Origin of the sequence: Propionimicrobium lymphophilum DSM 4903 (assembly GCF_000423485.1) — a bacterium.
Classification (GTDB): Bacteria; Actinomycetota; Actinomycetes; order Propionibacteriales; family Propionibacteriaceae; genus Propionimicrobium; species Propionimicrobium lymphophilum.
Window position 1 is genome coordinate 210,740 of record NZ_KE384026.1, and the last position, 17,481, is coordinate 228,220.

At 52.7% G+C, this 17,481-nt stretch carries 18 protein-coding genes; all 18 read left to right on the plus strand.

From position 1 onward, the window contains the following. Nucleotides 1-119 precede the first annotated feature (119 nt). Nucleotides 120-470, plus strand: coding sequence for a phosphoribosyl-AMP cyclohydrolase (gene hisI, locus G556_RS0108465; RefSeq protein ID WP_028822463.1), 351 nt, complete (start codon nt 120-122; stop codon nt 468-470). Further along, nucleotides 467-1,252, plus strand: coding sequence for an indole-3-glycerol phosphate synthase TrpC (trpC, locus tag G556_RS0108470; protein ID WP_028822464.1), 786 nt, complete (start codon nt 467-469; stop codon nt 1,250-1,252). The genes hisI and trpC overlap by 4 nt, the downstream gene beginning before the upstream one ends. Then, nucleotides 1,249-2,508: a tryptophan synthase subunit beta gene (trpB, locus tag G556_RS0108475; protein WP_028822465.1), complete on the plus strand. Its 1,260-nt coding sequence runs from the start codon at nt 1,249-1,251 to the stop codon at nt 2,506-2,508. The genes trpC and trpB overlap by 4 nt, the downstream gene beginning before the upstream one ends. Continuing rightward, nucleotides 2,505-3,311, plus strand: coding sequence for a tryptophan synthase subunit alpha (gene trpA, locus G556_RS0108480; protein ID WP_051176810.1), 807 nt, complete (start codon nt 2,505-2,507; stop codon nt 3,309-3,311). The genes trpB and trpA overlap by 4 nt, the downstream gene beginning before the upstream one ends. A gap of 37 nt (nt 3,312-3,348) precedes the next feature. Beyond that, a complete protein-coding gene (gene lgt, locus G556_RS0108485; protein WP_028822467.1) occupies nt 3,349-4,182 on the plus strand; it encodes a prolipoprotein diacylglyceryl transferase in 834 nt (277 codons plus the stop codon). A gap of 43 nt (nt 4,183-4,225) precedes the next feature. Continuing rightward, nucleotides 4,226-7,750 carry a DNA polymerase III subunit alpha gene (gene dnaE, locus G556_RS0108490; RefSeq protein WP_028822468.1) on the plus strand — a complete coding sequence of 1,175 codons (3,525 nt, stop codon included), beginning with the start codon at nt 4,226-4,228 and terminating at the stop codon, nt 7,748-7,750. Then, entirely contained in the window at nt 7,751-8,311 is a 561-nt protein-coding gene (locus G556_RS0108495; protein ID WP_028822469.1) for a hypothetical protein, read from the plus strand. A gap of 53 nt (nt 8,312-8,364) precedes the next feature. After that, nucleotides 8,365-9,675, plus strand: coding sequence for a histidinol dehydrogenase (hisD, locus tag G556_RS0108500; protein WP_028822470.1), 1,311 nt, complete (start codon nt 8,365-8,367; stop codon nt 9,673-9,675). A 2-nt stretch (nt 9,676-9,677) separates the two neighbouring features. After that, nucleotides 9,678-10,778, plus strand: coding sequence for a histidinol-phosphate transaminase (locus G556_RS0108505; RefSeq protein ID WP_028822471.1), 1,101 nt, complete (start codon nt 9,678-9,680; stop codon nt 10,776-10,778). 2 nt (nt 10,779-10,780) lie between these two features. Beyond that, complete coding sequence (gene hisB, locus G556_RS0108510) at nt 10,781-11,401, plus strand: imidazoleglycerol-phosphate dehydratase HisB (RefSeq protein WP_016455939.1); 621 nt, start codon at nt 10,781-10,783, stop codon at nt 11,399-11,401. Next, nucleotides 11,398-12,024: an imidazole glycerol phosphate synthase subunit HisH gene (gene hisH / locus G556_RS0108515; RefSeq protein ID WP_028822472.1), complete on the plus strand. Its 627-nt coding sequence runs from the start codon at nt 11,398-11,400 to the stop codon at nt 12,022-12,024. The genes hisB and hisH overlap by 4 nt, the downstream gene beginning before the upstream one ends. A 10-nt stretch (nt 12,025-12,034) precedes the next feature. After that, entirely contained in the window at nt 12,035-12,793 is a 759-nt protein-coding gene (priA, locus tag G556_RS0108520) for a bifunctional 1-(5-phosphoribosyl)-5-((5-phosphoribosylamino)methylideneamino)imidazole-4-carboxamide isomerase/phosphoribosylanthranilate isomerase PriA (protein WP_016455941.1), read from the plus strand. 8 nt (nt 12,794-12,801) lie between these two features. Further along, a complete protein-coding gene (locus G556_RS0108525) occupies nt 12,802-13,827 on the plus strand; it encodes a GNAT family N-acetyltransferase (protein ID WP_028822473.1) in 1,026 nt (341 codons plus the stop codon). Nucleotides 13,828-13,872: 45 nt separating this feature from the next. Further along, nucleotides 13,873-14,670 carry a YebC/PmpR family DNA-binding transcriptional regulator gene (locus G556_RS0108530; RefSeq protein WP_016455943.1) on the plus strand — a complete coding sequence of 266 codons (798 nt, stop codon included), beginning with the start codon at nt 13,873-13,875 and terminating at the stop codon, nt 14,668-14,670. A 2-nt stretch (nt 14,671-14,672) separates the two neighbouring features. Beyond that, on the plus strand, nt 14,673-15,179 hold the full coding sequence (gene ruvC / locus G556_RS10750; protein WP_036916256.1) for a crossover junction endodeoxyribonuclease RuvC: 507 nt from the start codon (nt 14,673-14,675) through the stop codon (nt 15,177-15,179). Nucleotides 15,180-15,230: 51 nt separating this feature from the next. Beyond that, nucleotides 15,231-15,824 (plus strand): Holliday junction branch migration protein RuvA, encoded by a 594-nt coding sequence (gene ruvA, locus G556_RS0108540; protein ID WP_028822474.1) that lies wholly within the window; start codon nt 15,231-15,233, stop codon nt 15,822-15,824. 9 nt (nt 15,825-15,833) lie between these two features. After that, nucleotides 15,834-16,901 (plus strand): Holliday junction branch migration DNA helicase RuvB, encoded by a 1,068-nt coding sequence (ruvB, locus tag G556_RS0108545; RefSeq protein WP_016455946.1) that lies wholly within the window; start codon nt 15,834-15,836, stop codon nt 16,899-16,901. Between the two features lie 85 nt (nt 16,902-16,986). Then, on the plus strand, nt 16,987-17,421 hold the full coding sequence (gene yajC, locus G556_RS10755; RefSeq protein WP_051176811.1) for a preprotein translocase subunit YajC: 435 nt from the start codon (nt 16,987-16,989) through the stop codon (nt 17,419-17,421). Nucleotides 17,422-17,481 lie beyond the last annotated feature (60 nt).

Below are 17,481 nucleotides of genomic sequence, written 5' to 3' on the forward strand. Positions count from 1 at the left end.
AAAATTCAGCCGTACTGTTTGGAATAACCAGATGGTGCGGCTGAATTTTAAACATTAGGTTGATGTCTTATGGCTCGGTCTAAGCGCTCTTAGCCCAACTCAGTAGGTGATAATTAGGCATGACGTTGCCTGAATCTATTGTTTCTAGACTGAAATTCGACGCCTACGGCTTAATTCCGACCGTTGCTCAAGACGCCACTAGCGGGCGCGTTCTCATGGTTGCTTGGATGAACGCTGAGTCGTTGGAACTCACACTCAAAACTCGCCAGGCAACCTATTGGTCGAGAAGTCGCCAAGAACTTTGGCGTAAGGGTGCGACTAGCGGACACACACAAAAGGTGCGAAGCATAGAGATAGATTGCGACGGAGACACCCTACTGCTGCACATCGACCAGACCGGAGCTGCTTGTCATACCGGGGCGCTAAGCTGTTTCGACACAGGCGGATACCTTTTAGAGGAGAATCGATGACGGTTTTAGACAAAATCATTGAGGGCGTCCGCGCGGACACGGCCGAACGCGCAGAGAAGGTTTCCATTGCTGATCTCGAAGTACAAATCGAGAAGGCTCCGGAACCTATTTCTCCGATACCGGCCTTTAGATCTAATGAACTGTCCGTTATTTCTGAAGTTAAACGTTCCAGCCCTTCCAAGGGTGCTCTTGCCGATATTCCTGAACCGGCGGTGTTGGCTTCCGCATATGAGGCGGGGGGAGCTAGAGCGATCTCGGTTCTGACGGAAAAACACAAGTTCAATGGTTCACTGGCAGACCTTGACGCAGTTCGAGCAGCGGTTAATATTCCGGTGCTTCGAAAAGACTTTGTCGTCGACGAATATATGCTCTACGAGGCCCGCGCCCACGGCGCCGATCTTGCCTTGCTTATCGTTGCTGCTCTTGACGATAAAGAATTAAACCGTCTCTACGAACTTGCGCTAAATCTCGGTTTGACCCCTCTCGTCGAGGTTCATACTGAAGACGAGGCACGCAGAGCCCGAAATCTCGGAGCAGGGGTCGTGGGCGTTAATAACCGTAACTTAAAGACGCTGGACGTCGATCTCGAGCAGTTCTCACGACTGGTGGGATTGCTTGATGATCAGGCAATAAAGGTAGCCGAATCTGGGATTTTGAGCCCCAAAGATGCTGCAAGAGTCGCGTCTGAAGGTGCCGACGTTATTTTGGTCGGTGAGGCGCTAGTTAAGAATTCAAAACCATCTGAGGCCGTCGCGGCCATGATCCAGGAGGCAAAACGATGATTGAGAGAAGAAAAGGCACAGGCCTGCCCGATGAGCATGGTCACTTCGATCGATACGGTGGGCAGTTCGTTCCGGAAGCTCTTCATGCCGCTTTGGATGAACTGGAAAAAGTCTTCACCTCCTGCCAAGAGGATCCCGAATTCCAGGACGAGCTCCACGAGCTTCAGAAAAATTATGCAGGGCGTCCATCCTTGCTTACTGAGGCAAAGCGATACGGTAAAGAGTTCTGCGGTGGCGCACAGATTCTTCTTAAACGTGAGGATCTCAATCACACCGGCAGCCACAAGATCAACAACGTTCTCGGCCAGGGGCTCTTGACTAAGCGCATGGGGAAGACCAGGGTTATAGCAGAAACGGGCGCTGGCCAGCATGGCGTAGCAACCGCAACAATCGCAGCCCTTTTTGGTTTCGAGTGCCGCGTCTACATGGGTAAGGTCGACACCGAGCGCCAGGCACTTAACGTTGCCAGGATGCAGCTTCTCGGTGCAGAAGTGGTCTCAGTTGAGGCCGGGTCCATGACGCTGAAAGACGCTATGAACGAAGCCATGCGTGACTGGGTGACGAACGTTGATAGCACTCACTACCTGATCGGTTCGGCTGCCGGCCCGCATCCTTTCCCGATGCTCGTTCGCGAATACCAGCGAGTAATCAGCACCGAGTCCCGTGCCCAGATGCTCGAGCAGTACGGCAGGCTACCAGATGCCGTTTGCGCTTGCGTTGGCGGTGGTTCAAACTCCATCGGTTCTTTCTACGACTACATCGATGACCCCGAGGTCGCTCTGTATGGCTTCGAGGCGGGTGGCGACGGCGTTGACACCGGTAAACACGCTTCCTCCATCAGTGGAGGTTCCGTGGGAGTTCTGCACGGTGCGCGAACCTACGTATTACAGAACGAGGATGGCCAGACCATCGAGTCGCATTCCATCTCTGCGGGTCTCGACTATCCGGGCGTGGGACCAGAGCACTCTTGGCTGGCCGATCACCATCGCGCTAACTACGAACCGGTTACCGATGAGGAGGCTATGAACGCCTTCCGAGATCTTTCCCAGACTGAGGGCATCATGCCTGCCATCGAATCCGCTCACGCACTCGCAGGCGCTCGCCGTCTGGCGCTGCGCATGCTCGAGGAAAAGCCAGATCGTAGGCCTTGCATTTTGGTCACCATCTCTGGCCGTGGTGACAAGGATGTTTACACTGCAATGAAGTATTTCGGAATTAAGGGTGTGGCAGACCACACCACTGGGAGGCTGTCATGAGCGATCGCTTAGGGATCATGGGCAAGGTGTTGATGGAGGCTAAGGCCGATAATCGCACCGCGCTGATCGGATATCTTCCCATAGGCTACCCCAGCGTTGAGGGCTCTCTAGACGCGATGCGGACCGTAGCCGAGCACGCTGACATCATTGAAATCGGAATGCCATATTCCGATCCGATGATGGACGGATTGGCAATTCAGTACGCCACGACTAAAGCACTGGCATCTGGGGTTCGCACTACCGACATATTCAAGGCCACCGAAGCGGTTCGTTCTGCGGGCAAGACTCCGGCAGTGATGATCTATTGGAACCTAGTAGAGCGCTACGGTGTGAAGGCTTTTGCGCGCGACCTAGCTAACGCTGGCGGAGCCGGGCTTATTACCCCTGATCTGATCCCGGATGAAGCCGACGAATGGGTCAAGGCTTCTGACGAATACGGCTTGGATCGAGTTTTCCTGATCGCGCCTAGCTCCACAGATGAGCGAATCGCGATGACCATGGACGCCTGCCGCGGATGGGTCTACGCTACCAGCGTCATGGGTGTTACTGGGGCTCGGACTGAGACCTCCAGCGCGGCGCCTGTAATCGTCGAACGTGCACGCAAGATTCGCAACGATCTGCCCGTCTGCGTTGGTCTTGGAATTTCCAATGGCAAGCAAGCGCACGAAACCGGCAAATACGCGGATGCAGCGATTGTCGGATCAGCCCTAGTTAAATGCCTGATCGATGCAGAGGGTAGTGACCAGCCGCTGGGAAAGCTTCCTGAGGTGGCAGCAGACCTTGGTGAAGGCGTAAAAAACTAGTTGGATAAGTGGAGCATCGGAGGGCAAAATTGGTGCTGTGATTTTATTGCAGATACCTAGCCCTCCGATCTCCAGCTTCAGCATTGGGCCGCTTACAATCCACTTCTATGCTTTGTGCCTGATCGCAGGCATGGTTGTAGCCGGATGGATAGCTCAGCGTAGATTCGTCGAAAGAGGCGGAGACACTGATAAATTCCAGAATCTCCTTCTGGTAGCGATAATATTCGGCATATTCGGTGCTCGCCTGTACCACGTGATCACGGATCATCAACTTTATTTCGGTCCAGGAAGGAACCCCTGGGACGCCTTCAAAATTTGGAACGGTGGTTTAGGCATTTGGGGCGGAATCGCTCTAGGGGCTGTAGGCGCATGGATCATGGCTAGGCGGTACAAAATAAACTTTCCAACCTTAGCCGACTGCATTGCGCCAACTCTCTTAATTGGTCAGGGCATAGGTCGTCTTGGAAATTGGTTTAACCAAGAACTCTTCGGCAGACCCACAGATCTTCCGTGGGGTTTGCAGATTGATCGTGCCCATCGCCCGGATGGCTACGAACAGTTCGAGACGTTCCATCCGACTTTCCTCTACGAAATGATATGGAACTTCGCCGGTGCTGCTTTCCTTCTATGGGCCGAAAGAAGATTCAAGATCGGCAGAGGCAGGCTGTGTGTGCTTTACGTCTGCTGGTATTCGTTCGGCAGATTCTTCATTGAAGCCTTGAGGATAGATCCGGCCAACCATATTGGTGGAATGAGAGTAAACAATTACACATCGCTCATCATGTTCAGCGTTTCGGTGGTAGGTTTCGTAGTCCTGTCGAAGTTGCGCCCGGGGCAGGAGACCAAGCCGTTCGCCGGTAGCAACAAGTAATCTTCGATGTAGAGTCGACAGCAAGATAAGGAAGGGTTCGAATATGGCTAGCGGGTTCGTACACCTGCATAATCACACCGACTTCTCGATGCTTGACGGCGCGGCACGCATCGACGATTTGATGGCTGCTGCAAGCCAGCAAGGAATGAAAGCCCTAGCCATTACTGATCATGGAAACATGTTCGGTGCATTCGATTTCTTTAAAGCTGGGCAGAAGCACGATGTTAAGCCGATCATCGGTCTAGAGGCTTACGTCACTCCTGCGGGCCTTCCAAGGCAGCAGCGCAAGAGGGTCAGATTCGGCGACGGAACCGGCGATGACGTAGCTGCTAAGGGTGCCTATACGCACATGACTATCTGGAGTGAGACCCGTGCTGGCATGCACAATCTTTTCCGAATTGCTAGCTGGTCTTCGCTGGACGGATATTTTTATAAGCCACGTGCTGATGACTCTTTGCTAGAGGAATACCACGAAGGGCTGATCGCGACGACAGGATGTCCTTCGGGAGAAGTCCAGACGCTTCTTCGTCTCGGAATGTTTGATGATGCAGTTAAGGCGGCTGCCCGATTCCAAGATATCTTCGGCAAAGAAAATTACTTTGTAGAACTGATGGATCACGGTTTGGATATCGAGACCAAAGTTCGAGGAGATCTGCTCCGCGTTGCGAAGAAAATCGGAGCCCCGCTCGTCGCCAGTAATGACCTGCACTATGTGCATTCTGAAGACGCCAGGAGCCAGGATATTCTGCTTTGCGTTTCCTCTGGATCCAGGATCAATACGCCCGGCCGGTTCAAATTTGACGGTACGGGGTATTACCTGAAGACCGCTGAAGAGATGCGAACTCTCTTCAGCAATTATCCTGAAGCATGCGACAACACATTGGCCATAGCTGAACGCTGCCAGACCCATTTCGACGAGGGCTCCGGAACGTTTATGCCCGTCTTCGATTGCCCGGACGGCGAGACCGAGGAGAGCTGGTTCATCAAAAAGGCAGACGAGGGCTTGGCAAAACGCTATGGAGATCCGCTGCCGAAAGAGATTCAGGAGCGCGCCGACTACGAGAAGGAAGTTATCCTAACTAAGGGATACCCCGGATATTTCTTGATCGTTTCTGACTACGTTACTTGGGCTAAACGCAATGGGATTCGAGTAGGTCCTGGTCGTGGATCCGGTGCAGGTTCAATCATCGCCTATGCGATGGAAATCACCGAGTTGGACCCGCTTCGTTACGGTCTTCTGTTCGAGAGGTTCTTGAACCCTGAGCGTCCTTCGCTTCCCGATTTCGATATCGACTTTGACGAGCGCCAACGTGGCAGGGTGATTGATTATGTCACCGAGAAGTACGGCAAAGATCACGTTGCCCAGATCGTCACTTACGGCACTATTAAAGCCAAACAGGCGGTGAAAGACTCAGCCCGTGTGCTGGATAAGCCATATAGCGTTGGTGAGAAGATCACTAAGGCAATGCCTCCCGCGGTCATGGGCAAGGACGTACCGCTCAATCAGATTTTCAATTCAGAACACAAGCGCTACGCAGAGGGCGTTGAGTTTCGAGATCTTTATAAATCTGATCCAGAAGTCCAAGAGGTGGTCGATACCGCAAAGGGCATCGAAGGCCTAAAACGCCAGTGGGGTGTGCACGCCTGCGGCGTAATCGTTAGCTCAGAGCCTCTAACGGACGTCATTCCGATCATGAAACGTGAGCAGGACGGCGCTATCATCACTCAGTTCGATTACCCGAGTGCTGAGTCTCTCGGACTGGTGAAGATGGACTTCCTTGGTCTACGAAACCTCACGATTATGGATGATGCCTTGCGCAATATTAAGCGCAATAAGGGCATCGACGTCGACATCGATTCGATTGAACTTGATGATCAAAAAACGTTCGAGCTGCTGCAGCGCGGTGACACTCTAGGAGTGTTCCAGCTTGATGGTGGACCGATGCGCGCATTACTGCGTTCAATGCAGCCGGACAAGTTCGAGGACATTTCGGCGGTTTCTGCGCTTTATCGACCTGGGCCGATGGGTGCTGATTCTCACAACAAATACGCACGACGCAAGACCGGGCGCGAAAAAATTGAACCGATTCACCCTGAACTTGCCGATGCTCTAGAGGATATTCTTTCTGAAACTTACGGTCTGATTGTTTATCAAGAGCAGGTCATGATGATCGCTCAGAAACTAGCAGGCTATACGCTTGGCGCGGCAGACAAGCTGCGCCGCGTAATGGGTAAGAAAAAGAAGAAAGAACTGGACGCACAATACGACGTGTTCAAGCAAGGAATGCTTGATCGTGGTTATTCGGCGGAGTCCTTCCAGACGATTTGGGACATTCTCGTCCCATTCTCCGACTACGCGTTTAACAAATCTCACTCTGCAGCATATGGTCTTGTTAGCTATCAGACAGCGTGGCTTAAGGCCAACTATCCGGTTGAGTACATGGCGGCTTTGCTGCAGTCAGTGAAAGATGATAAATCGAAATCGGCAATCTATCTTGCCGAATGCCGCCGCATGAATATTCAGGTTTTGCCGCCTGACGTCAACGAGTCCGAAGATATGTTTACCCCCGTAGGTGACGACATCCGCTTTGGCCTAGGAGCAGTTCGTAACGTTGGTGCCCAAGTTGTTGAGGGAATCATCGAGGCAAGAAACGAGCACGGCCCAGCTAACGACTTCTATGAATTCCTAGACAGCGTGCCACTGTCTGTGTGTAACAAGCGAATGTTGGAATCTTTGATTAAGTCTGGAGCATTCGACTCTATGGGGCATAAGCGCAGGGCCTTAATGGAGGTATTCGAAGAGGCAGTTGATCAAGTTGCTGACATCAAGCGCAACGAGGAGAACGGGCAAGACAGTCTGCTAGGTGGGTTTCTCTCCACGGAGTCGGAAGAAACTTCCGAAAGAGAGCTACCTGATGTTCCAGAGTGGGACAAGAGGGTCAAGCTTGGATTCGAAAGGGAGATGCTTGGTCTCTATGTTTCGGATCACCCCCTAAATGGTATGGAGAATATTCTTGCCGCTAATCGTCAGATTTCTCTTGCGGATCTGGAAGAAAACGCCACTGACGGTTCCACTCAGGTGATCTGCGGGCTCATCACAACGGTCGCTCGTCGCCAGACGAAGGCGGGCGCTCCCTGGGCAACCTTAACCATCGAAGATCTAGATGCCTCCGTCACAGTTTTGGTGTTCCCCAAGGTATACGAGCAGGCCGTAATGTTATTGGCCACGGACGTGCTAGTTCGAGTACGAGGCAGGGTGTCTGTGCGAGATGATGTAGCCGAGATACAAGCAAACGAGATCACTGTCCTCAACGCCACCGCCGAGGAAGAAGCCGGGCCGATCCATCTTGAGGTGCCAGCGTCAAGGTGCACACCCGTGGTGCTCGATAATCTCCGCGACGTGCTCAGCGCACATCCCGGTTCCACCGAAGTTCAACTGAAAATAACCAGTTCTGTACGCAACAAGATTTATCAGCTCGCCGATGGCCTTAGAGTCACGCCATCTCAACCGTTGATGGCCGACTTGAAAGCACTGTTAGGCCCTGCTGCCGTGACGACGAGGAACTAAATGAACGAGATCGACACGGGAAGAGTGCTGGCCGATTTTCAGCGAGCCAGGCTAAAAAGATCCTTGCTCCTTAGAGGTCTGCTTTTCGCAGTGATATGCATGGTGCTAGGTGCTTCATGCGGAATTATTTGGAATTTGCTGGTGACACCACCCGCTTTCGTGATCGCACAAGACGGATCAGCGATCCTAACTGAAGCTGCGGCTGGCAAGATCTTCAAGTCCGATCTTGTAAACGTATTTATCGGATTGATCGTTGGCGGGGCGATAGGAACAATCTCATGGGCATTTTTTCGCGTGCGGGGATTGCTTTCGATAATTGCGGCAATATTCGGAGCGCTCTGTTCAGGCTTACTTTGCTGGCTAGTTGGATTTTTGCTCGGTCCCAGGGATTTCTCCTATCGAGTAGCGGAGGCTGCCATTGGTGTTGAGGTGCCCGTCGACTTCACGTTACGCAGTCCCTCCATCCTGGCGGTCTGGGTTTTTGGCGCTTTGCTAGCGGTAGTGCTTTTTAGCGCCTTTGAAAACTCTCCTGAATCGACAAGGGCTAAGCGTTCAGAGTAGTCGTCTTTCGGGCAGAAAAAGCTTATCTTTGCCCTTTGCCGTAAGATTCAGACATGCTAACCACTGTCGATTTACGTGAGACTGATCTTGACGATTACACAGACGCAGTTCCGCGAGCAGAATTTAATGTAGAACGAGCCGTGGATGCGGTTCGCCCGATCTGCGAAGCCGTGAAGGCTGAGGGTATCGATGCTCTGAGGCGTTTCAGCGAGAAGTTCGATCATGTGGTTCCTGAGCATTTCAGGGTTCCTAAACACGCCTTGGACAATGCCCTTAAGAATTTAGATCCGAGCCTTCGAGCGGCTATCGAAGAAGCGATCAGAAGGCGTAGGGAAGTCTGCAGGCAAGCAGAACTAGAGGAAGGGCCGAAAACTGTCGCTCTCGATGACGGTGCGGTCGTAACCGACAAGCTGATTCCTGTTCGCAGGGTTGGGCTGTATGTTCCTGGTGGGCTTGCTCCGCTTGCCTCCAGCGTTCTTATGAATGTCGTGCCCGCTCAGGTCGCAGGCGTTGGATCTCTAGCAGTCGCGACACCTCCACAGAGTGAGTTTGGGGGGCTTCCGCATCCGACGACGCTCGCCGTGTGCTCGCTATTAGGGGTCGAAGAGGTTTATGCGGTTGGCGGGGCACAAGCCGTCGCGATGTTCGCTTACGGTGTTTCTGGGCTATGCCCCAGAGCAGATTTGGTCACTGGGCCAGGTAACATCTTCGTTGTCGCGGCAAAACGCTACCTAAGGGGCAGAGTAGGGATTGACTCAGAGGCCGGGCCTACGGAGATTGGGATACTAGCTGATTCAAGTGCAAATCCTGCGTTCGTAGCGGCTGATCTAATCAGCCAGGCAGAACACGATCCTATGGCTGCATCCGTGTTGGTTACTGATTCCGAAAAGCTGGCTGCTTCCGTAAAAAATGAGGTTGCAAGGCAGGTGGATCGTCTTGAGACGCGAGATCGTCTCAAAGAAGCGTTATCGGGTCAGCAGTCTGCGATTGTTTTGGTCCGTGATATCGAACAAGGCTTAGACGTCGTAAACGATTATGGTGCAGAGCACCTGGAGATCCAGACCGCCGACTCTCAAGAAGTCGCGGATCGAGTTTCCAATGCGGGAGCTATTTTCGTCGGCTCTTACTCACCTGTGCCGCTCGGTGATTACTCAGCAGGATCCACCCACGTATTACCGACTGGGGGAGCAGCGAGGTACTCTTCGGGGCTGAATGTTCGTAGCTTCATGCGTTCCGTGCACTTGATCAATTACGATCGAGCAGCACTCGCGAGAATCGGAGCTGGAATCCAAGATTTTGCGCACGCTGAGAGGCTGCCCGGACACGCATACGCTATCGCCGTACGAACGCAGGAGGATAAATAAAAATGTCCGATCGTCTTGATTCTTTGCCACTTCGTCCAGAACTAGTTGGGGAGGTGCCGTACGGTGCGCCACAGCTTGATGTCGAAGTGCAGCTAAACACTAACGAAAACCCTTATCCGCCTAGCCCTAGAGTGCGCAGGCAGATGGCCGATGCCGCTGAGAAGGTGGCTCGGAGTATCGACCGGTATCCCGATAGAGAGGCGACTGAGCTTCGACAGGAGCTAGCTAACTATCTTGGCTTCCAGCTGATGAAGGACAACATTTGGGTCGCTAACGGCAGCAATGAGATCATGGTTCAGCTGCTTGGCGCTTTCGGTGGCCCAGGTAGAACCGTTCTTACGTTCTCGCCGACTTATTCGATGTACCCAGAGTATGCGCGCAATACTCACACGAATTTCGTGGCGGTTCCTAGGCGTGAGGACTTCGGTCTTGACAGCGAGGATGTCCTCAAAGCGGCTCGTGAAAATAATGCTGATGTCTTGATCATCACCACGCCGAATAACCCGACTGGCACTATCACTCCAGTTAAGACCCTCGAGGAAATCTGTGAGGGTTTCGACGGAATGGTGATCGTCGATGAAGCTTATCTAGAGTTTGCTGCAGAACCCCTCGATTCGGCGATCACACTTTTGCCTAAATATCCTAGGCTTGTTGTTGTTCGCACCATGAGTAAGGCATTCGCGCTTGCAGGTGGCCGTCTTGGCTATTTGGCGGCTAGCCCAGCAGTCGTTGACGCATGCCGAATCGTACGTCTTCCTTACCACCTCTCGAGCATGTCCCAGGCAATTGCTCTCGTAGCTTTAAAAAACGCTGACGAGATGCTCAACAAGGTGGGAGAGCTTCGAGAAACGATTCAGCGGACGCAGCAGTGGCTTAAGTCTAAGGGGCTGCGTGTAGTGCCCAGCCAGTCCAACTTTTGCCTGTTCGGCAGGTTTGAAGATCGTCACGATGCATGGCAGAAGCTTGTTGATCGAGGCGTGTTGATAAGAGAAGTAGGCCCGGATGGTTACCTGCGCGTTAACGCAGGAACCCCTGAAGAAATGTCGAAATTTCAGGAGGCGCTCTCCGAGGTGCTGGATGAAGTCAAGGTACTGAAAGGCTAGAAGTGGCGGAAAAGCAGGAAAGAATAGGCGAGGTTTCTAGGTCAACTAGCGAAAGCCAGGTTAGCGTCAAGCTAAATCTGGACGGAACTGGTCGCTCGAACATCTCAACTGGAGTCGGTTTCTACGACCACATGTTGACTGCATTGTCTAAGCACTCCTTGATCGACATGGATATTTCGACAAAAGGAGATATCCACATCGATGGCCACCACACAATCGAGGACACCGCTATTGCGATCGGTCAGGCTCTCAGACAAGCGCTAGGAGACAAGAGGGGAATTCGTCGTTTCGGCGACGCAATGGTCCCGCTGGATGAAGCGTTAGCACAGTGCGTAGTGGATGTAGCAGGTCGAGCATACGCGAGCCTTTCCGGGGAACCGGAAAGCCAAATCAACGCTCGTATCGGTGGACTCGAACCTCACTACATAGGGTCCATGACTTACCACGTTTTCGAGGCGATCGCTTTCAACGCCGGAATCTGCATCCACTTGAGGCTTCTTGCCGGCCGCGATTCTCACCACATCGTTGAGGCTGAGTTCAAGGCGTTCGCACGTGCGCTAAGGGCAGCGGTCGAATACGACGATAGGGTCACAGGCGTTCCATCCACTAAGGGACTCCTTTGAGCCGAAAAGTCGGAGTTTTAGATTACGGATCAGGCAATCTAGCTTCAGCTTGCAGAGCGCTCAGTAACGCGGGTGCTGACGTTACGTGCTCCTCAAAAAGTTCTGAATTAGCTGGGCTGGATGCGCTTGTAGTGCCTGGCGTTGGCTCGTTCGACGTCTGCATGCGTGGCATCAAATCACTTGGTGGAGATGAGCTGATTGCTTCGTTCGCCGATGATCAGAAGCCTGTCCTAGGGATCTGCGTCGGTCACCAGGTGCTATTTTCTGAAGGCGTCGAGAACAGCGGATGCCCCGGTTTAGGGTTGTACCCAGGCGTAGTTGAGAAGCTAGACGCGACGAGGCTGCCGCACGTCGGCTGGAACGATCTCCTCTTTGAAAGCTCCTCAGAAATGTTCGGGTGTCTGGAAGGGCAAAAATGCTATTTCGTGCATAGTTTTGCCGCACATCGATACAGCAACGGAGCATTATCTACGCCAGTGGGCGCTGAAGTAATCTACGCTTGCCACAGCGATGACGAGTTCATCGCGGCCGTTCAATATGGAACAGTAACCAGCACGCAATTTCATCCGGAGAAATCTGGACAGGCCGGGGCAACCCTACTGAAAAATTGGGTCATAAGATAATCTCTTTAGTATGAGCGAAAACGTGAATCCTGAAGTTAAGAAGCTGGAACTTCTTCCTGCAGTTGACGTCCAGGACGGCGGCGCCGTACAGCTCGTGCAGGGCATTGCTGGCACCGAGCGTACCTTCGGCGACCCGTTGGAGGCGGCGAAGCGCTGGCAGGATGCTGGCGCCGAATGGATTCACTTGGTTGACCTCGACGCAGCTTTCGGCAGGGGCTCTAACGCAGAGATACTTTCGAACATCGTTTCGCAGATGGGCATCAAAGTCGAGATGTCTGGTGGTATTCGCGATGACGAATCTCTGGAGCGTGCGCTGGAGGCCGGAGCCACCCGCGTTAACGTGAGCACAGCTGCTCTAGAGAACCCAAAGTGGTGTGAGAAGATCATCACGAAATATCCTGAACAGGTGGCTATCGGCCTCGACGTTCGTGGCACGAAATTGGCTGCTCGCGGCTGGACTCGCGAAGGCGGCGATCTTTTTGAGACGATCTCGAAAATGGACGATGCCGGATGTGTGCGCTACGTAGTAACTGACGTGGCAAGCGACGGCATGTTGACTGGTCCAAATCTAGAATTGCTTGGTGCGGTTTGTGCCCACACCGATGCCAAAGTGGTCGCAAGTGGTGGAATCTCTGACCTGCAGCAGATTCGCCAGCTTTCTGGCCTGGTTCCTATCGGAGTGGAGGGTGCCATCATCGGCACCGCTTTGTACCTAGGCAATTTCACTTTGGAAGATGCTTTAGTCGCTGCGGCTAATCCAAGGGGATGATTTTCTAAATGGCCTTAACTTGGGCTGAGGCTTTCGTCGAGCCGAGTCTGGACTGGCAGTTCCTGTCCGAAGGGGATCTGGAAGCCGTGGCAGAGCTTCGGGTGGCCATCGAATACTTCGATGATCCAGTTGAGCACCGGAGCCTGGAGCAGATGCGCCGTGACTTTCATGCTCCGCATAGCCATCCGCAACAGCATAGTGTTGTTGGTCGCGACAAAGCCGGAACGATAGTCGCTTACGCGTGGAACCACCCGTCGCGCTCTGATCTAGACGATCTTGAGGTCTGGCTCGAAATAGGGGTTCATCCTGGCTGGCGACACAGAAAAATCGGCGAGCGTCTAGTCGACTGGTCGATTGAGCGAGCAAAGATGTGGTTCGAATACATCAAGGCTCGAAGAGAACAGTCCAACGAAACGGTGAATAGTCTCAAGCTCACCATGGTCGTCGATGAGGGTTCTCGTATTCAAGAAGATCTTGTCCAAAATGGCACGTTGAAGCCGCAAAGATGGTTTTTCGACATGCATCGGCAGATCCACGATGCCAACGATTACCCTAAGGTGCAGCTGCCTGAAGGATTTCGGATTGAATGCTTTTCGAAAGAATTGAGCGAATCAGTTCGTAACGCTCATAATCTGGCTTTCAGCACGCGCGAGGGCACTAAGGACATCAGCCAAGAAGATTGGTACGCCCTAGTTAACCGACCGGAATGTAGAAAAGATTGGTCTTGGGTGGTTGTGCATGAACCTACTGGTCAGATAGCCGGATATATCATTAATTCTCAGTTGCGTGAGGAAGACCACGATGTCCGCGAAGGCTGGACTGATATGCTCGGCGTTGTTCCGGAGTTTAGAAGCCAGGGGATAGGTGCGAATCTTCTGTGCAGTTCAATAAAATCATTCGCTGAAAATGGTGCCAATTTTGCTGGAATTGGTGTTGACACAGAAAATGCCGGAGGCAGCGCTGACCTCTTTAGCTCGTTGGGATACGTCTCTGCGGACCGCGTAGTCTTGTACGGCGCGAGTTTTAGGGACTAACCCGTTATTATTAACTGTCGTTTTAGATAGAGAAAGGGGCCAGGAATGTCTGGACACTCTAAGTGGGCAACCACGAAACACAAGAAAGCAGCCATCGACGCTAAGCGCGGCAAACTTTTCGCCAAGCTGATTAAGAACGTCGAAGTTGCTGCTCGAGTTGGTGGCGGTGATCCTGGCGGAAACCCGGCTCTATACGATGCTATCCAGAAGGCTAAGAAGAGCTCTGTTCCGAACGATAACATCGATCGTGCAGTAAAGCGCGGCTCCGGTGAGGGCGCTGACGCAGTCAGCTACGAAGAGGTTATTTACGAAGCTTACGGCCCTGAAGGCGTGGCGATTCTTATTGAGTGCCTTACCGATAACCGCAATCGTTCTATCTCTGACGTGCGTGTTGCAGTTACCCGTAATGGTGGCACAATCGCTGATGGAGGTTCCGTCCAGCGCCTGTTCGAGCGCAAAGGCGTCGTTACGGTAGCGAAGAACCAGGAATATGAGGAAGGCCGGAAGACCCTGACTCGAACCGTCAGTGAAGATGATCTTCTTGAGGCAACTATCGAGGCTAACGCTGAAGACATCGTTGACGAGGACGAGGTTTTCGAGCTGATCAGTGCACCTACCGATGTAGTTGAAGTCCGCAAGGCTGTCCAGGCCGCTGGTTTCGACTACGACTCCGCTGAGACTCGATTCGTAGCCACCTACGATCAGATGCTCACCAGCGTCGAAGACGCGGAGAAGCTCAATCGCATTTTGGACGCTTTGGAAGACTGCGACGATGTGCAAGAGGTCTACCACAACGCTGCTATGTCTGACGAGGTCCGTGAAGCTCTGGAGTCCGACGACTAGCGATGAGAGTTTTAGGCGTTGACCCTGGGCTGACGCGCTGCGGCGTTGGTGTTGTAGAAGCGCAGCCAGGTCAACGCCCTAGTCTTGTTGCTGTTGGTGTTATCCGGACTAGCCCCAATACAGATCTTTCGAAGAGACTTTTAAAGATAAATAACGACCTGCAGAGTTGGGTCAAGCAAACTAAGCCCGATCAGATTGCTATCGAAAGGGTATTTGCTCAGCACAATTTGCACACGGTAGTACCAACGGCACAAGCGGCTGGCATAGCAATGCTAATCGCAGCTCAAGAGGGGGTACCCGCCACCTACCACACCCCCAGCGAAGTCAAGGCAGCGGTAAGCGGATCTGGCACCGCCAATAAAGCTCAGGTGGCGAATATGATCACAAAAATTCTAGGCCTGAGCGCCCCACCAAAACCAGCAGATGCTGCTGACGCCGTGGCTTTAGCTATCTGCCATATTTGGAGGGGCGAAACTACAAACAGGCTTACCCGAGCTATGCGTTCTTAGTTCACAAGATAACATTGTATTCGAACTAATGTACGGGCTTAAAGGAGATAGATGATAGCGCGGTTAAGCGGCGAGGTCGTTGAAAGAACTTCTTCATTCGTGGTTATCGATGTTGGGGGAGTCGGATACCAAGTTTTCGTCACCCCGTCTACCTCCGCTAAGCAGCGGCTGGGTAAAGAAGCGACTTTGCATACGGCCATGGTCGTTAGAGAAGACGCGATCATCCTTTATGGTTTCGCGGAGCGCCTCGAACGAGAGACTTTCGATCTGGTCCAGACTGCCTCTGGAGTTGGGGCGAAAACTGCTTTGGCAATGTTGGCCACGCTCGGTCCGGAAAAAATCGTTTCTGCGATTTTGAATGAGGACGAGAAAGCAATCACTTCGGTCCCCGGGATCGGCCGTAAAGGCGCACAACGAATAATTCTTGAGCTTAAGGACAAGGTTTCAAAACTTGGCGTGGAACCTTCTAACGTTAATGCAGATGGGCCAATAGGCTGGAAAGAACAGGTCACTGCTGGTTTGGTCGGGCTGGGGTATTCAGCAAGCGTCGCTGAAGATGCCTGCAATCAGATTAGTGGTTTGGCGACGGTAGAAACGTCTGTGGCGGATTTGCTCAAAGCAGCGCTGCGAACTCTCGCGAAATAGGAATTTTTGATGAATTTGCCAGGTCAGATCGATCCCGAGTCGCTTGGAATTAGCGACGAGCAGAAGGCGGCAGCGGTAAATCCTGTGGCTGATTCCGACGATAAGGTCGTTGACGGTGCCCTTCGTCCTTCGTCGTTAGCTGAGTTCACCGGACAGCCAAGAGTGGCAGATCAGCTCGGTTTGATGCTTGCTGCGGCAAAGCACCGCAATGCGGCCCCCGATCACGTCTTGCTTTCAGGGCCTCCAGGATTGGGAAAGACTACGTTGGCGATGATCATTGCCAACGAGCTATCAGCTCCGATACGAATTACATCCGGTCCAGCTATACAGCATCCTGGGGACCTTGCGGCAATACTTTCTAGTCTCGTTTCGGGTGAGATTCTCTTCATGGACGAGATACATCGAATGAGTCGTCCTGCGGCAGAAATGCTATATCTAGCAATGGAGGACTTCCGAGTAGACGTGGTGGTTGGAAAGGGGCCAGGCGCGACTGCTATTCCTCTCGAGATACCGCCCTTCACACTCGTCGGCGCAACAACTCGTTCCGGGCTGCTGCCAGGTCCATTGCGCGATCGTTTCGGATTCACCGCTCAACTAGATTTCTACGAGTCAGCTGACCTCACGAGCATCGTCTTGAGGTCAGCCCAGAAGCTAGAGATCGATCTTGGGAAGGAACCTGCGGTAGAGATCGCCCGGAGATCTAGGGGGACGCCGCGTATTGCCAACCGACTGCTGCGCAGGGTTAGGGACTACGCCCAAGTAAAGAATGGCGGAAAGATCACTAAAGATATCGCGGTTGCCACTCTTGAACTCTATGAAGTGGATTCCCTGGGGCTGGACAAGCTAGATCGACAAGTTCTCGACGCTGTTTGCTGCAAGTTTGGCGGTGGGCCAGTAGGACTATCCACGCTGGCAATTGCGGTGGGAGAAGAGACGGATACCGTGTCGGAGGTGGCTGAGCCATTTTTGGTTCGGCTAGGTTTTCTCATGAGGACGCCTAGGGGACGTGTAGCGACCGAAGAAGGCTGGGCGCATTTGGGGTTGAAGCCACCCAGCGAGCCTAATTTGTTCGACTAGTTGCTAGTTCGTTAGTTCAAATAAGCAGATTTAACTGAATAAGGATAGACTTCCAAGGGTTTGAAAAATGATTGGTTAGGTGAGTATGTCTCTTCTTCTAATTTTGGCTGTCGGTATCGGCTTTATGTGGCTCATGAGCCGTCCGCAGCGCAAAGCAATGAAGGAACAACAGCAGCAGCTTGCAGCGGTGCGGCCGGGTGACCGAGTGCTGCTTCAGTCCGGTGTTTATTGCACCGTCCGAGAGGTCGGCGATCGACAGCTCATCGTCGAATACGCTCCTGGTGTGGACGTTCCGGTTCTAAAACATGTCATGGTTCGCAAGGTCAACGATGGTGAAGAAGAATTCCAGTTTGACGATCAGCTCGAATCAGTAAACGACTTCGAATTTGATCCTGCAATCGACTCTGAATTGACTGCCGGCTCTGAGGAATTCTCTTTTGGAGAATCTGAGGACACCCCTGGAAACAATCCGGTTATCGATTCTGAAACTGTCGAGATAACTGAAACTGAGGAGAAGTAACTTGTCTCGCTCGACACCAGCCGCCAAGGCAGAAAGAAAAATTGGCGGTTTCTTATTTGC

Bases quoted from the DNA above. Each gene is read 5' to 3' on its own strand.
- G556_RS0108525 (WP_028822473.1), top strand. From the start codon at position 12,802: ATGGCCTTAACTTGGGCTGAGGCTTTCGTCGAGCCGAGTCTGGACTGG.
- ruvA (WP_028822474.1), top strand. From the start codon at position 15,231: ATGATAGCGCGGTTAAGCGGCGAGGTCGTTGAAAGAACTTCTTCATTC.
- G556_RS0108530 (WP_016455943.1), top strand. From the start codon at position 13,873: ATGTCTGGACACTCTAAGTGGGCAACCACGAAACACAAGAAAGCAGCC.
- G556_RS0108505 (WP_028822471.1), top strand. From the start codon at position 9,678: ATGTCCGATCGTCTTGATTCTTTGCCACTTCGTCCAGAACTAGTTGGG.
- trpB (WP_028822465.1), top strand. From the start codon at position 1,249: ATGATTGAGAGAAGAAAAGGCACAGGCCTGCCCGATGAGCATGGTCAC.
- trpC (WP_028822464.1), top strand. From the start codon at position 467: ATGACGGTTTTAGACAAAATCATTGAGGGCGTCCGCGCGGACACGGCC.
- hisI (WP_028822463.1), top strand. From the start codon at position 120: ATGACGTTGCCTGAATCTATTGTTTCTAGACTGAAATTCGACGCCTAC.
- priA (WP_016455941.1), top strand. From the start codon at position 12,035: ATGAGCGAAAACGTGAATCCTGAAGTTAAGAAGCTGGAACTTCTTCCT.
- G556_RS0108495 (WP_028822469.1), top strand. From the start codon at position 7,751: ATGAACGAGATCGACACGGGAAGAGTGCTGGCCGATTTTCAGCGAGCC.
- ruvC (WP_036916256.1), top strand. From the start codon at position 14,673: ATGAGAGTTTTAGGCGTTGACCCTGGGCTGACGCGCTGCGGCGTTGGT.
- dnaE (WP_028822468.1), top strand. From the start codon at position 4,226: ATGGCTAGCGGGTTCGTACACCTGCATAATCACACCGACTTCTCGATG.
- yajC (WP_051176811.1), top strand. From the start codon at position 16,987: ATGTCTCTTCTTCTAATTTTGGCTGTCGGTATCGGCTTTATGTGGCTC.
- hisD (WP_028822470.1), top strand. From the start codon at position 8,365: ATGCTAACCACTGTCGATTTACGTGAGACTGATCTTGACGATTACACA.
- trpA (WP_051176810.1), top strand. From the start codon at position 2,505: ATGAGCGATCGCTTAGGGATCATGGGCAAGGTGTTGATGGAGGCTAAG.
- ruvB (WP_016455946.1), top strand. From the start codon at position 15,834: ATGAATTTGCCAGGTCAGATCGATCCCGAGTCGCTTGGAATTAGCGAC.